Raw genomic sequence first — 15,585 nt, forward strand, 5'->3', positions numbered from 1 at the left:
TTAATATTGTCTACAAAGTTAAAACAATAAAACGTATCAAAAAATTAAGGAAAATATTGTTAAGGATATTTCTTGTCCTTTTATCACTTTTTGCATTTATGGTGGTCGTATTTTCTATTCCTTTTGTTCAAACTTTTCTGGGCAAAAAAGCTACAAATTATCTTAATTCTGAATATAATGTTGCTATTGACATTAATAAAATAGGTTTAACCTATGCAGGGAATATTACTCTTAAAGAAGTCTTCGTAAAAGATCATCATGAGGATACGTTAATGTATGCTGGTAGTATTGAAACTTCTATTGGTAGCATGAGAGATGTTGTAAACAATAGACCAGAACTTGGCGATGTTTTAATTGAGGACCTAGTCTTTAATATGAAACTCTATAAAGATGAACCGAGTGATAATCTTATGACTTTTATCAGAAAGTTCGATTCGGGTAAAGCATCGTCTTCAAACACAAGATTCCTACTTACGACAAAAAATATTACTATTAATCAAGGTGTTTATCGATATACCGATGAAAAATTGACTAAACCCGAAGTAGTACATTATAGAAATATATTTTTAGAGGCTGAAAATTTAATGGTAGACGGTCCCGATGTATATCTTAATATTAATAGCCTGGCTTTTAATGACCAGCGCGGTATGAATATTTCTAAACTTCAAACATGTTTTTCGATCAAGCCCGAAGAAATGAATTTTCAGGAACTTAGTATCGAAACACCAGATTCTAAAATTGAAGGCGAAGTATTGTTTTCTTATAAAGTTGGAGGGTTAAGTGATTTTGAGAATAAGGTAAATATCAATGCAAATTTTAATCGAGCTACCGTATCTACAAATGATTTGATACCTTTTTATAAAGAGTTTGGGAAAAACAGGAAATTAAAATTAAGAAATACAGCTGTAAGAGGAGTATTGAACGACTTTAAAATTGTAAACGCTAATATTTCTGGTTTAGATAGATCAATTATAAAAGGAGATATTAGGATTAAAAATGCAGTTTCTGATGCATCAAAATTTGAATTGGAAGGTGATTTCGAAAACCTAACTACGAATTATTATGATTTGGTCAACTTATTACCCAGAGTTTTGGGAAATTCTTTACCTAGAAAATTATATCAATTTGGTAGTGTACGAGCTACAGGTAATGCAATTGTAACCACAAAAGCGGTTGATATTGATATGGACCTGTTTTCGCAATTAGGTAAGATTAATGCATTCGTTTTATTGGAGAAGTTAAATAACCTAGAAGAATCCACATATAATGGAAATATTATTTCGAATAATTTCAATGTAGGCCAACTATTGGGAAGAAAGACAATAGGTAATGCATCTTTTGATATTCATGTTGATGGAAGCGGTTTTACACTCGAAAGTCTGGATACTAAAATTGAAGGTGATATAAAGGGATTAGAAATTAATGGGTATACCTATACCGATTTAAAGGCGATAGGAAATCTTAAAGACCGTGTATTTGATGGTAACCTCAATTCCAATGATCCAAATGTAAGATTTAGCTTTAATGGAGTTGCAAATCTATCAGAAGAAATACATAATTATGATTTTGTTGCCAAAGTAGACCATGTAGATTTAAATAAAATAAATGTGTTTACCAGGGATAGCATTTCCGTTTTTAATGGAGATGTGTTTATGAACATGAAAGGTAAGGGTATAAATGATGTATTTGGTACAATTTCTTTCGAAAAAACATTGTATACAAATCAAAATGCAGGATATTACTTTGAAGATTTTAATATAACATCGAGTTTTGATGAAGATAATGTTAGAACCATCAAAATTAATAGCCCGGATATAGTAGATGGTAGTGTAAAAGGTATTTTTAGATTTGAAAATGTATATGATTTATTTAGAAATTCGATTGGAAGTTTATACACTAATTTTGAAGCTGCCGAAATTACCGATGATGAGTTTATGGAATTCAATTTTAATATCTATAACAAAATTGTCGATGTATTTTTCCCCGAAATCCAATTTGCACCCAATACATTTATCAAAGGAAAAGTAGAAAGTAATGAATCAGAGTTTAAGCTTACTTTTAAATCACCATCTATCAAAGCTTTTGACAATCTGATGCAGGATGTAGATATCCAAGTTGATAATAAAAACCCTTTATTTAATACGTATGTAGCTATTGATAGTATTGATTCAAAATATTATGATGTTTCAGAGTTTAGTTTGATTAATGTTACTCTAAAAGATACACTGTTTATGCACTCCGAATTTAAAGGAGGGAGAAATAGTGAAGATAACTTTAACCTTGAGATTTATCATACCATCAACGAAGAAAATAATTCTGTTGTAGGATTTCGAAAATCCGATTTTACCTATAAAGGATATACCTGGTATGCCAATAAAGAAAAAGATAAAAACACGAATAAGGTGGTGTTTGATAATGACTTTAGTAGTATAGATATACAGTCTGTAATCCTTAGTTATATGGATGAGGAAATAAGGATTGATGGTGTAACAAGGGGAAAAGATTATAAAAACTTAAAGGCAACTTTTGCAGGAGTAGATCTCAACAAAATTACACCACGAATAGATAGTTTAGAATTTAAGGGCACAGTTGATGGTAATTTATCTGTTTTACAAGAGAATGGCGGGTATTTCCCAAATTCTGAAATTAGTATAGATGATCTTGAAATCAATGAGACTATATTAGGAGAACTTAGGCTTAATATAGCGGGTAATTCTGATCTTACCGAATATAATATTAATACCCGACTCATAAATGATGATAACCAAAGAACATTGTCGGCTTTAGGTTCGATAAATGTTTCAAAAGATAACCCGTCAATTGATGTAGATTTGGTTTTAGATGAATTAGATGTCTCAGAATTTAGTGCTTTAGGAGGAGTGGTGATTTCAAATATTAGAGGGTTTGTAACGGGCCAGGCAAAAGTTTCGGGGAGTTATAAAAACCCCGAAATTAATGGCCTACTTACCTTGGATCGAGCCGGACTTTCGGTACCCTATCTCAATGTAGATCTGGATTTTGATAATAACTCAAGAGTTATATTAAATAAACAACGGTTTGATTTTGATAATATTAATATCACAGACACAAAATATAAGACTAAAGGAGTCCTTGGTGGATATATTGCCCATAGGCGTTTTTCGAAATGGATAATGGGATTAGAGTTATATGCTAACGAACGTTTATTGGTTTTAGATACCGAAGAGGATGAGGAATCTCTATATTATGGTACCGGTTTTATAAGTGGAGAAGCAACGATAAAAGGTCCTACAGATGAGCTTGTTATTGATGTGAACGCTACTACTGAAGAAGGCACTGTTTTTAAAATTCCACTAAATGAAACAGAGTCGATAGGAGATAATTCTTCTATTCATTTTTTAAGCCCCGAAGAAAAACGTGCTCGATTAGCAGGCGAAGAGATAATCTTAGACGATTTAAAAGGATTAGAACTTAATTTTGAATTGGATGTAAATAAAAATGCCGAAGTAGAAATTGTAGTAGATAAGGATACGGGAAGCTCTTTAAGGGGAAGAGGTGCGGGTACACTGCTTATTGAGATTAATACTAATGGGAAGTTTAATATGTGGGGGGATTTTGTAGCATATGAAGGAACTTATAATTTTAGATATGGTGCATTTGTTGAAAAATTGTTTACGGTACGTGATGGTGGAACTATAAACTGGGACGGAAGCCCAACAAGAGCGGTCCTTGACATGAGTGCAGTGTACAAAACTGAAGCAAACCCTGCAATATTGCTCGAAAACTCTTCAATCAATCGTAAAATACCCATAGAGGTTGTGGTAGACTTACAAGGGGAGTTAATTAAGCCTAATCTTAACTTTGATATAGAGTTTCCTAATCTAAGTTCTGTAGTAAAAAGCGAGTTGGATTATAAGTTGAATGATCAATCCAATAAAGAGCTTCAGGCAATATCACTAGTGTCTTCGGGACAGTTTTATAGTGGCACCTTTGATGCTAATGCGATTACGGGTGGTTTGGTGGCAGAACGAGCCTCAAGTCTTTTTAATAATATACTTTCTGATAAAGACGATAAATTTCAGGTAGGATTAAACTATGTGCAAGGAGTTCGTACTTTAGATCAGGAAAATGCAGATCAATTTGGTTTAACTCTTTCTACCCAAATCAATAAAAGAATCTTGATTAACGGTAGGGTTGGGGTTCCTATAGGAGGTGTAAACGAGACCAATGTAGTGGGGGATGTTGAAGTAGAATATCTTTTTAACGAAGATGGATCATTAAGAGGTAAGATTTTTAATCGCGAAAATGATATTCAATTTATAGGAGCAGCAAATCAAGTCTATGAACAAGGATTAGGGTTGTCATACTCTGTGGATTTTGATAATTTTAAAGAACTCTGGACTAAGGTTTTTAAAAATAAAAAAACTAAAGATTCTATTGCCAAACCCAAAGATACAGTCAAAATTGAAACACCAGATTTTATTAACTTTACAGATAAGAATAACTAATCTTAGTTATCTGTTTATTATTAATATTTGAAAGGCTGTTTTTTTCTTTATGATTAGAGTTCGAGCCGTAACGGTATCAAAATCTTGAATAATAAACTAAATAAGATTATCAATAACCAATTATAACAAAATACTACATGGCAAGAGAAATCCAAACCATTGGCGTAATGACTTCGGGGGGAGATGCTCCAGGAATGAATGCAGCCATACGAGCTATAGCACGTGCTTGTGCATATTATAATGTAAAATGTATTGGATTTTATAGAGGATTTCAAGGGATGATTGAAGGGGATTATTGTGTGCTAAATGCTCGTAGTGTGCGTAATATTATAAGCAGAGGAGGTACTATCCTTAAATCAGCAAGATCTAAGGATTTTAGAACTCCTGAGGGGAGAAAAAAAGCAGCAGAACATCTAAAAGAAGTCGGTGTTGATGCTATGGTGCTCATTGGAGGAGACGGAACCTTTAGAGGAGGCGAGATCTTTAGCAAAGAATACGATATTCCGATTATTGGTGTACCGGGTACAATAGATAATGATATAGCAGGTACAAATTATACTATAGGCTATGATACAGCTCTTAATACAGTTATTGAGGCAATAGATAAGATACGAGATACAGCAAGTTCGCATGATCGATTATTTTTTATCGAAGTAATGGGAAGAGACTCTGGGTTTATTGCGCTAAATAGTGGAGTAGGTGCCGGAGCAGAAGAGATATTGATTCCAGAAGAAAACCTGGGGCTTGATCGTCTTCTAGAATCTCTAAAACGAAGTAAGCGTTCTGGTAAATCCTCGAGTATTGTAGTCGTTAGTGAAGGTGATAAAACAGGGAAAAATGTATTCGAATTAGCAGATTATGTTACAGAAAATCTACCCGATTATGATGTTAGAGTTACGGTGCTTGGACATGTACAACGTGGTGGATCACCTACTTGTTTTGATAGAACTTTGGCCAGTAGACTCTGTGTAAAAGCAGTTGAGGTACTGCTCGATGGGAAAAAAAATGTTATGGTCGGGTTACTTAATAATGAAGTGAAAACGACTAGTTTTGAACATGGTTTAAAAGAGGACCATGAAATCAACAAAGAGTTACTACGTATTTCTGATATACTCTCTACCTAATTTTGATGATCTTATAGATAACATTTTTTTTAGGGGTAAATGCCCCTTAGTATAAGGAGGTAAACCCCTGTTTAGAACTAAAAATAAATCCATAGTTTAGCGGTTTAATAGTATACTCTTATAGATGTAAGTCGTAGTATGTGTTAAAGTAATGATATTCTCAGAAGAATACCATAAAAGTATAGTAGAAACCCCAAATGAGTGCCCCAAAATGAAAACCTTTTTTTTATCCGTAATAGACGGACTATTCCATGCGCAGACTAAAGAAAATTCAACAAAGACAGAAAATAACGTCTTTTTAACATCTACAGATGCAGGAAGAACACTTATCATTGAAGAAGATGCCTATTCTGTATGGGTGCATGTGTTGAGTCCTGATAGAGGAGATGTTGATTTTGAAGGCTTTTTATGCTCTGTAGTAGATTCAAAATTGCTAAAAAAAGATATACCAGAGAGGATTGAAGATAAGAAAGAAATACCTTTGCCAATTTCATTGTCTAATCACTATAGCTATGTTAGAAATTTAAAGAATGAAGATATACAAATCGATTGGGAAAAGGATCAGGTGAGTGTATATATAAGAAATGTACTTTATTTGATAATGGATCTTACTACAAAAACGAGTTATTCTAAAAGCCTGGCTAAAGATTGTATCTATGGAAAGATTTTGAAACCGTAACAAAAAGATCTCATATAACGAGAAATTAACTCTTGTTGTAAGGAAATATGATATTAATTAAAAAAGCGAGATAATTATATCTCGCTTTTTATATTTTCGCACAATCCATATGTAAATTGTTTAATTAATCTTCTTAATTATATTTTATCTGTGGATTGCATAACTACATGATGCAGGAAGTTCTTTTAAAAAGTTAATAAATGGTTCAAAGTTAAATCCTAATGTAATGTAAAAAGTTTTCATAATATTTAATTTTAAAATGTTTGTTTATTGTTTTGCTATAGTATAAACAATTGCCGTGCCAAAAATTAAATTTCTTTGTGAAGCCTTGCTATTACTGGTGTTTTTTAATCTTGTTTTTTTAAGTAAAGACAGTGATTGAGTTAAGTTACTGGATAAAAAGATCGGATTTTGATCCAAAACTCTAAAGGATATTGATCATTATATTTCTGTAAACGATATGAACTTAATTTAACCAGAATATACTTGTTATTGACTATTAATGGAGTGGTTCTGTAACTTAGAAGATATAGTTGTTCAAATTTTTATTTCTAATAATTGGATAAACAAAAAATCGATCTTTTCAGGATATGAAAAGATCGATAAAAGTGAGTTTTAAGAACCATAATATTTTTGGCTAAGTCTCGGGTTTGCATTGTATTAACGAAATTATTAAGAAAATATTTTATGTAAATGTTTGATTTTGTGATTTTTGTAAATATAAAAGAGGCTATTTCTCATGTTGATTTATAGTAACATTATATAAATTAAAAAAAGAAACCCCCGAATTGGATTCAACTCGGGGGTTTCTTTTTTACAAAAAAGGGAAATCTCTATTTTACGGCGATTACTGAGATTTCAACATTTACAAATTTTGGTAATGCAGCAACTGCAACGGTTTCTCTGGCTGGTGCTGTATCTTCATTAAAGTAATTTCCGTAGATTTCATTTACTTGAGAAAAATTGTTCATGTCATTAAGGAAAATAGTAGTTTTAATTACATGTTCAAAAGTCATATCAACTTCGTCAAGAATGGCTTTAAGATTTTGCATTACTTGTTCTGTTTCGGTCTTGATATCATCAAGAACCAAATCTCCGGTACTTGGGTTTATAGCAATCTGTCCCGAAGTATAAAGGGTGTTTCCGTTTAAAATAGCCTGGTTGTATGGGCCAATAGGTGCAGGGGCCTTAGTGGTTGTTATTATTTTTTTCATTGCGTAAAGAGATTAATAGTATTAATGTATCGAGTTTATTTTTACCTCACATCAGTTGTTTATAACTGCCTGTCTGGTTCTCTTCGTTTATCGTATTTAATGTCACTAAGTACAGATGATTTAATACCGATAAAGAAATTCCATGATGTTCTTTCACTAAAAGGAATCCAGTTAAAACTCATGGTCCAACTTTCTAAGTCTCTTTGAAATCTTAAATTAGTAAATGTAAAACCGGGATCCTTAAGGTCATAACCAGAAGAAGCGCCAACAGTCCACCTTGGAGAAAGCTCTATATCTCCAGAGAATTGTACGGAGTGCGATGATATTTCATTTTGCCGGGCGTTATTGCTATAGTTAACATTATACGCTAATCTTAGAGACCAGGGAATTTTGTAATTGTAATTTTTTACGTCCTTATCAGGACCTTTGTCTTTATCCTTGACATAGGATTGCCCTTCTCTAAAATTAGTATTTCCCCCAAAAAGATCATCGGGCCTACCTTCATTTCTAAAGTTTTGATTTTCAAAAGGATCCTCGTTAACTGCTCCTTTTTCAAAATCCCTATTAGAAAACGAATACCCAAAATTAGCGCTAGCTCTGGTAAGTCTAAATAAACTACCACCATTATCTATGTTCCAAACATCAATCTTACGATTATTATTATCGAGCGCATAAGGGTCTAACTGCGCATTAAAGTTTATATCTAGTTTATTCTGAATAATAGGAATGTTACCGGTAATGGATAAAGGACTTAATTTTAATGAATCTCCTGCAATATTATAAGACGTACTAAAATTAAGGTTGTTTAACAATGTAATCTTTTTAGGCTCTGTAGCAGTTGTGTCTTTGCTTTTTACCTTCATTTCTAGGTTGTTACCTAAAGAAAACCCAATGCTACTCGAAAACACATTGCTTGGAGCACCAAAGAAACCACCTTCGAATCTAGAATACTCTACAACTTCTGTTTCATCAATATCCGTAGTGTTTGGATTATCTGTAACCGTATAGGTGTCATAAAACTCATCAAAGGCTGGATTAATATTGTAACTAATGGAAGGTCTCATTGTATGGCGAATTGCCTGTATTTTCTTTCCTTTTTTAAAATTGAAAGTACCATAAATTGTGGTTCCTATACTTGTACTAAAATTATAGGTTCTAAAAGTGTCAAAACCTGTTATGGTATCTCTTACAACCTCACCAGCACCTTCATTTGCAGTCGAGTCATAACTTTGATTTATGGTTTCAAAAACCCAGCTTTCCTGAAAATTTGTCCCCATTGTCGCGCTTAAATATTTAAATATTTTAAAATTTGTACTTAAGGGAATAGTATGCTGCATTCCCATTCTAGAATCTTCAAACATTTCTGCAGAAAATAGAGCATCATCATCTGTGGTTATTCTATTTTCACCTCTAAAATTGTATTGCGTGTTTATGTTATGAATAATCCCTTTTTTTACACCTACTTTTGGAGCAAAAGGAAATATTCTGGATACACTTGCATTTACATTTGGAAGAGATAAATTTACAATGCCTGTATTAGTATTAGAGTTATGAGTGGCCGCTACATTAACATTTACCTGTGGATCTCCCTGAAATGTTTTTGCATAGGATATCGATGAGCTAATCTGATTATTTAAAAAATTACCCGTATTTAGTTGGTTTGTAGACTGCTGAAAAAAGTCGCTACTACCAAAATTAACCGAAGCTGAAAAACGAGAATTCGGATTAGCCTTAGCATCCTGGCTGTGTGACCACTGTATGTTATAGGTTGTGGTTCTAGAAAAATCCGGAAAACCTCTTTCGCTTTGTAAATTGTTTTCGAATCTAAATCTTAGGTTACCCCTAAATCTGTATCGTAATGCATATGCCGATTCTACGGCAAAAGTATAACTACCATTGGTATAATAATCTCCAAGAAGTGTTAAATCTACATAATCGCTAATAGCAAAGTAGTATCCTCCATTTTGAAGAAAATATCCTCGAGCACTTTCTTCTCCAGGGTTGGGTATAATAAATCCAGATGTTCTATCCTCTGTTAACGGAAAATACCCAAATGGCAAACCAAGAGGAGTAGGGACATCGGCAATAAACATATTAACTAACCCAGTAACAATCTTCTTTTTAGGAACAAATTTAATTCTACGGGCATAGAAATAATATTCTGGATCTTCTATATTTTCTGAAGTAGTAAACTTCACATTTTTCATGTAAATTACAGAGTCATTCTCACGTTTAGAGACTTCGTTTTTAATTTTAAATCCGTTTTGCTCTGTTCTAGAGTTAAATATCAGTGCCTTTTCGGTATCAAAATTAAAACGAATTGAATCCGGTTCAACAACATTTTGCGCCTGTTTAAAAATAGGGGGTTGTGCATACTCACCCAAAGAATCTTTAATACCATATGCATAAACCTCATTTTTTTCATTATCTACAATGATAGATCCGGCATTAATTTGCATATCACCATAAATTATTTCTGCTTCATTATAAAGATACATTTTGTTCTCTTTACGACTTAGCCTCATATAATCGGTTGCTTTGTAGTCAACTTTGTCTGATAATAATTGTGGTTCGGTAGCTATAGTGTCTTTTTTTGTTGTATCCTGAGCTTTTTCATTTAATAGTAGTTCAGAGTCAACCTTTATTTCTTTTTGAGTATTAGCTATAGTATCTTTCTCTGCAGGAATAGGTACCTCTGTAGTCTTGTTTGTTTCTTGTGCAGTAATTTGACAAATACAAAACAGTGAAAAACTTAGTGAATAAAGTATGTTACGTACCGTTGTTTGCAATGGTTTAAATCCTATTTTTGTAAAACTATGGCTTAGTTTTTGAAGTGTCAAAATTACATATATTTTTTGTGCTTAGATTGCAATTGTAAAAAAAATAAAAAAATATGTCAACAGTATACCTCTAAAGCCATTTAAACTAAGAGAATATGAATTTATTTTATAAATCATAATCTTTATATTTTTAAGTTATTATTAAATACTGAAACATAAAGGGAATGTTTCAAATTAATGGTTAAATTTTTGTAATTGATAGTATCAATGATATTAAACACAATTATAAACTTAAAAAAATGATAATTGTTTTAATAGATAGTATTTCCAAAAAATTATTGGAAAAAAATAGAATATGCACATGAAACAAAATATTGGATATAGTATTTTAATTGGAACCTTAATTTGTGTACTGCCAGCTTTCAATACATCTGTTTTTTCTCAAGAAAAAGACAAGTTTGTGGTAGTTTTAGATGCAGGACATGGGGGACATGATTCTGGAAATAGGGGGAATGGATATAAAGAAAAAGAAATAGCACTTAATGTAGTTTTGTCTGTAGGTGCCACACTAGAAAAAGATCCAAGATTTAAGGTAGTCTATACCCGAAAAACAGACGAATTTATAGAGTTGCATGAAAGAGGACGAATTGCTAATAAGGCAAATGCAGACCTTTTTGTCTCTGTGCATTGTAATTCTCATCGATCCCAAGCCTATGGTACAGAAACCTTTGTTTTAGGATTACACGCTAATAATGAAAATTTTAATGTTGCTAAAAATGAAAACTCTGTAATTCTTCTCGAGGATAATTATGAAGCTAACTATGATGGGTTTGATCCTAATTCTCCAGAATCTATAATTGGATTGACCTTAATGCAGGAAGAATATTTAGACCAAAGCCTTACACTGGCAAGTTTTGTGCAAAACCGGTTCAAAAAAACCTTAGAAAGAAAGAGTAGAGGAGTTAAACAAGCTGGTTTTGTAGTATTACATCAAACCTATATGCCAAGTGTTCTTATCGAGCTTGGTTTTCTAACTAATAATAAGGAAGGAAAATACCTTAACTCTAAGAAAGGCCAAGATGATATGGCAAAATCTATTACTACCTCTGTTGTAGATTATAAAGAAAGTCTCGATGCCATCTATTATGTTCCAGAACCTGAAACTCCTAAAGAAGTAGGCAGTGTAACCGCAGAAATGGAAGGAGATAAGGTGTATGAGGATGTAACTTTTAAAGTGCAAATTGCTGCAGGGTCAACCGATATAGAACTTCAGCCTTTTAATTTTAATGGTTTAGATCAATTGTCAAAAACCAAAACGGGTGACCTATATAAATACTACTTCGGAAACACACCGAATTATACATTAATACAAGAATTAAAAGAAATTGCAGTGGGTAAAGGATTCGATTCTAGTTTTGTTGTTGCTTTTCGCAATAATGAATCAATTCCGTTAGCAGATGCTCTAAAAGCGAGCACATCTTCGAATTAATCTAAATAAATACTGATAATTCATTAAAGAATAATCAGTAGAAATCTATTTTTTATTCTAAATTTGTGTCTTAAAATTTAAACTACTTTGAAATTTACTCGAGAAGTTAAGACAGGAATATTAGCTATTTGTGCCATTGCACTTTTAATTTTTGGATATAGTTTTTTGAAGGGAAAAAATCTCTTGGAAAATGATCGAACGCTTTATGCAGTCTATGACAATGTAGAAGGCCTAATCCCTTCTTCACCGGTTACCATAAACGGTTTGGTTGTAGGACAGGTGGTGAGCATTAATTTTGCAGATACTAAAGGTAATTTAGTGGTAGAGTTTAATGTAGATAGTGATTTCTCTTTTTCAAAGAATAGTGAAGCAAAAGTTTACGGCGGAGGGTTAATTGGAGGAAAATCATTGGCTATCATCCCAAAATATGAACAAGGTCTAGAAGCCAAAGATAATGATACTTTACCAGGCAGAATAGAGGCTGGTTTATTAGAATTGGTGAATGACAGGTTAACACCTTTGCAAGAAAAACTTGAAGCAGCCATTACAGATGCGGATACATTATTGACTTCGGTGAATGGCATTCTGAATGTTGATAATAAAAACAATTTAAATTCAATTTTTAAGGATTTGAGTATTAGTATTAAACAATTCAAAGGGACATCGATTAGATTGAATAACTTAATGGCTACTAATGAAGAAAAATTGAATCGAGCATTTTCTAATGCTGATGAAATTTCAGCAAAGCTTAACAAAGTTTCAGATTCTTTATCCCAGATCAATGTTAAAAAGATAGGAAAAGAACTAGAGGTAGTTCTTGCTAATTTTGAAAAGATTTCGAAAGATTTAAATTCAGGTAAAGGAACTGCTGGGAAGCTATTGAAAGATGATAAATTATATAACAATCTTGAAAAAACTAGTAAAGAATTAGAACTGTTACTTCAGGATTTGAGATTAAATCCAACACGATACATTAATGTATCTGTTTTCGGAAAAAAGAATAAACCATATCAAAAACCAACAGACTCAATAAATTAAAGATTATGCAATATATACCTAATATCCTATTTGTAATTGTTTTAGTAGCCGGTATTGGATATTTTACAAAAAACATACGTAAAGTCATTCGTAATATTCGACTTGGTAAAGATGTGGATCGATCTGATAATAAAGGAGAGAGATTTAAAAACATGGCAATGATAGCTTTAGGGCAATCTAAAATGGTAAGACGTCCAGTTTCGGGGATATTACACATTGTTGTTTATTTAGGTTTTATAATCATCAACCTCGAAGTTTTAGAGATTATTATTGATGGTATTTTCGGGACTCATAGGATATTTGCTTTTCTAGGCGGGTTCTACGACTTTTTAATAGCCTCTTTTGAGATTTTAGCATTTCTAGTATTTGTTGGTGTCATTTTATTTTGGATTCGTCGTAACGTAATTAAACTAAAACGTTTTTGGAATCCAGAGATGAAAGGATGGCCGCAAAATGATGGAAACCTGATCCTTTATTTTGAAATGGTTTTAATGACTTTGTTCTTAGTTATGAATGCCGCAGATTTACAGTTGCAAGAGTTAGGAGCTGATCATTATATCAAAGCAGGAGCATACCCTATTAGTCAATTTATTTCACCACTTTTTAATGGGATGTCTGAAGGAAGTTTGTTTCTTCTAGAAAGATCAGCGTGGTGGCTGCATATTTTAGGGATTTTAGTGTTTTTGAATTACTTGTATTTCTCAAAACATTTACATATTCTGTTAGCGTTTCCGAACACATATTATGGAGATCTAAAACCTAAAGGAGAGTTGGATAACCTTGAAGCAATAACCAACGAGGTTAAATTAATGATGGATCCAAGTGCAGACCCTTTTGCAGCTCCTGCAGAGGATGAAACAGAAGGAGACCCGGCAAAATTTGGAGCTTCAGATGTTATGGATCTTAATTGGGCACAATTACTCAATGCATATACTTGTACAGAGTGTGGACGTTGTACCAGTGAATGCCCGGCAAACCAGACAGGAAAGAAACTTTCTCCTCGAAAAATCATGATGGACACTAGAGATCGTCTAAAAGAAGTTGGAGATAATATTGATAAGAACGGTAGCTTTGTGGATGATGGTAAGCAACTATTAAATGACTTTATAACACCAGAAGAATTATGGGCATGTACAAGTTGTAATGCATGTGTAGAAGCTTGTCCGGTAAGCATTAGTCCATTATCAATTATTATTGATATGAGAAGATATTTAGTGATGGAAGAAAGTGCCGCACCTACAGAACTAAATGTTATGATGTCTAATATAGAAAATAACGGAGCTCCTTGGCCATTTAACCAGATGGATAGGGTGAACTGGAGTAATGAATAAAATTATAGTAGTAACCAAAGATTAACCAAATAAACCTTTAAATTAAGAGAAAAAAGAAGTTATGAAGAAGGAAGAAGTAGAAAAATTATTGCATGACAAAGTAGAAGCAGGAGAACATATAAGTCCTGTCTTACCAGAAGGTATCAAAAATTATCTAATTGATATCGATGGCACCATTACCGAAGATGTACCCAATGAAGAGCCAGAACGAATGGTTACTTGTAAACCATTTCCGGATGCATTGATAACGTTAAATAAATGGTTTGATGAAGGACATATTATATGTTTTTTTACCTCTAGAACCGAAAACCATAGAACAGTTACTGAGGCATGGTTAAAAGAGCATGGATTTAAATATCATAGCCTTCTAATGGGTAAACCAAGAGGAGGAAATTATCACTGGATCGATAATCACTTAGTAAAAGCTACCCGTTATACAGGTAAGTTTACAGAACTAGTAGAAAGAGTGGTTACTATCGAGGTTTTTGATGATGGAAAACACGATTAGTTTAAGGTTGTATTTTAAAAACCTTAGATTTTTAAACTAAGAAAAATAAAAAATTACATATGAGCGAAACAGTAAAGGTGCCTACAATGGCAGAGTATATGGCCGAAGGTAAAAAACCTGAAGTTTTATTTTGGGTGGGTTGTGCTGGTAGTTTTGATGATAGAGCTAAAAAGATTACAAAGGCTTTTGTTAAATTATTGCATAGTGCCAAAGTAGACTTTGCTGTGTTAGGTACAGAGGAGAGTTGCACTGGTGATCCTGCTAAGAGAGCAGGTAATGAGTTTTTATTTCAGATGCAGGCCGTTACAAATATAGAGGTAATGAATGCATATGAAATTAAAAAAGTGGTTACCGCTTGTCCGCACTGTTTTAATACGCTTAAAAATGAATACCCTGTACTAGGAGGAGATTATGAAGTGATGCATCATACGCAATTTCTTAAATCTCTCTTAGATGAAGGTAGATTAACTGTCGAAGGAGGGAAATTTAAAGGTAAACGAATTACATTTCATGACCCATGCTATCTTGGTAGGGCTAATAATGTATACGAAGCGCCTAGAGATCTATTAAAAAAATTAGAAGTAGAGTTAATCGAAATGAAACGATGTAAGAAAAATGGCTTATGTTGTGGAGCAGGAGGAGCGCAAATGTTTAAAGAACCAGAACCAGGTAATAAAGATGTAAATGTTGAGAGAACTGAAGATGCTCTAGAAACTAAACCAGATATTATTGCTGCGGGGTGCCCTTTCTGTAATACGATGATGACAGATGGAGTTAAGAGTAAAGAAAAAGAAGATAGTATCGAAGTGCTAGATGTGGCAGAATTAATTGCCAACGCACAGGATTTATAGATTTTTTCTTAGTTATATACAATTTAATTAGAGTTAATATGTTGTTCATATTAACTCTTTTTTATATAAGAGATTAGAGATAGT

General features: G+C 32.8%; 10 protein-coding genes. 8 read left to right on the forward strand and 2 right to left on the reverse strand.

The window, feature by feature from the left end:
- Positions 1-98 precede the first annotated feature (98 nt).
- From ABW637_RS14110 to ABW637_RS14120, 3 genes are all read left to right on the forward strand, one after another.
- Positions 99-4,487 carry a translocation/assembly module TamB domain-containing protein gene (locus ABW637_RS14110; RefSeq protein WP_367585358.1) on the forward strand — a complete coding sequence of 1,463 codons (4,389 nt, stop codon included), beginning with the start codon at positions 99-101 and terminating at the stop codon, positions 4,485-4,487.
- Positions 4,488-4,624: 137 nt separating this feature from the next.
- A complete protein-coding gene (gene pfkA / locus ABW637_RS14115) occupies positions 4,625-5,611 on the forward strand; it encodes a 6-phosphofructokinase (protein ID WP_367585359.1) in 987 nt (328 codons plus the stop codon).
- A 211-nt stretch (positions 5,612-5,822) separates the two neighbouring features.
- Complete coding sequence (locus tag ABW637_RS14120) at positions 5,823-6,290, forward strand: hypothetical protein (protein WP_367585360.1); 468 nt, start codon at positions 5,823-5,825, stop codon at positions 6,288-6,290.
- A gap of 833 nt (positions 6,291-7,123) precedes the next feature.
- Here the strand turns inward: ABW637_RS14120 and ABW637_RS14125 are convergent.
- Both ABW637_RS14125 and ABW637_RS14130 read right to left on the reverse strand, forming a co-directional pair.
- Positions 7,124-7,504 (reverse strand): RidA family protein, encoded by a 381-nt coding sequence (locus tag ABW637_RS14125; RefSeq protein WP_367585361.1) that lies wholly within the window; start codon positions 7,502-7,504, stop codon positions 7,124-7,126.
- Positions 7,505-7,563: 59 nt separating this feature from the next.
- Positions 7,564-10,344: a putative LPS assembly protein LptD gene (locus tag ABW637_RS14130; protein WP_367585362.1), complete on the reverse strand. Its 2,781-nt coding sequence runs from the start codon at positions 10,342-10,344 to the stop codon at positions 7,564-7,566.
- Positions 10,345-10,645: 301 nt separating this feature from the next.
- Here ABW637_RS14130 and ABW637_RS14135 point away from each other — a divergent pair, with 301 nt between their 5' ends.
- The 5 genes from ABW637_RS14135 (at position 10,646) to ABW637_RS14155 (ending at position 15,501) form a co-directional block, all read left to right on the forward strand.
- Complete coding sequence (locus ABW637_RS14135) at positions 10,646-11,773, forward strand: N-acetylmuramoyl-L-alanine amidase family protein (RefSeq protein ID WP_367585363.1); 1,128 nt, start codon at positions 10,646-10,648, stop codon at positions 11,771-11,773.
- A gap of 87 nt (positions 11,774-11,860) precedes the next feature.
- Entirely contained in the window at positions 11,861-12,811 is a 951-nt protein-coding gene (locus ABW637_RS14140) for an MlaD family protein (protein WP_367585364.1), read from the forward strand.
- A gap of 5 nt (positions 12,812-12,816) precedes the next feature.
- Positions 12,817-14,142, forward strand: coding sequence for a 4Fe-4S dicluster domain-containing protein (locus ABW637_RS14145; RefSeq protein ID WP_367585365.1), 1,326 nt, complete (start codon positions 12,817-12,819; stop codon positions 14,140-14,142).
- Between the two features lie 61 nt (positions 14,143-14,203).
- Entirely contained in the window at positions 14,204-14,650 is a 447-nt protein-coding gene (locus tag ABW637_RS14150; protein WP_367585366.1) for an LNS2 domain-containing protein, read from the forward strand.
- A 59-nt stretch (positions 14,651-14,709) separates the two neighbouring features.
- Complete coding sequence (locus tag ABW637_RS14155; protein WP_367585367.1) at positions 14,710-15,501, forward strand: (Fe-S)-binding protein; 792 nt, start codon at positions 14,710-14,712, stop codon at positions 15,499-15,501.
- Positions 15,502-15,585 lie beyond the last annotated feature (84 nt).

Origin of the sequence: Aquimarina penaris, assembly GCF_040786285.1 — a bacterium.
GTDB lineage: Bacteria > Bacteroidota > Bacteroidia > Flavobacteriales > Flavobacteriaceae > Aquimarina.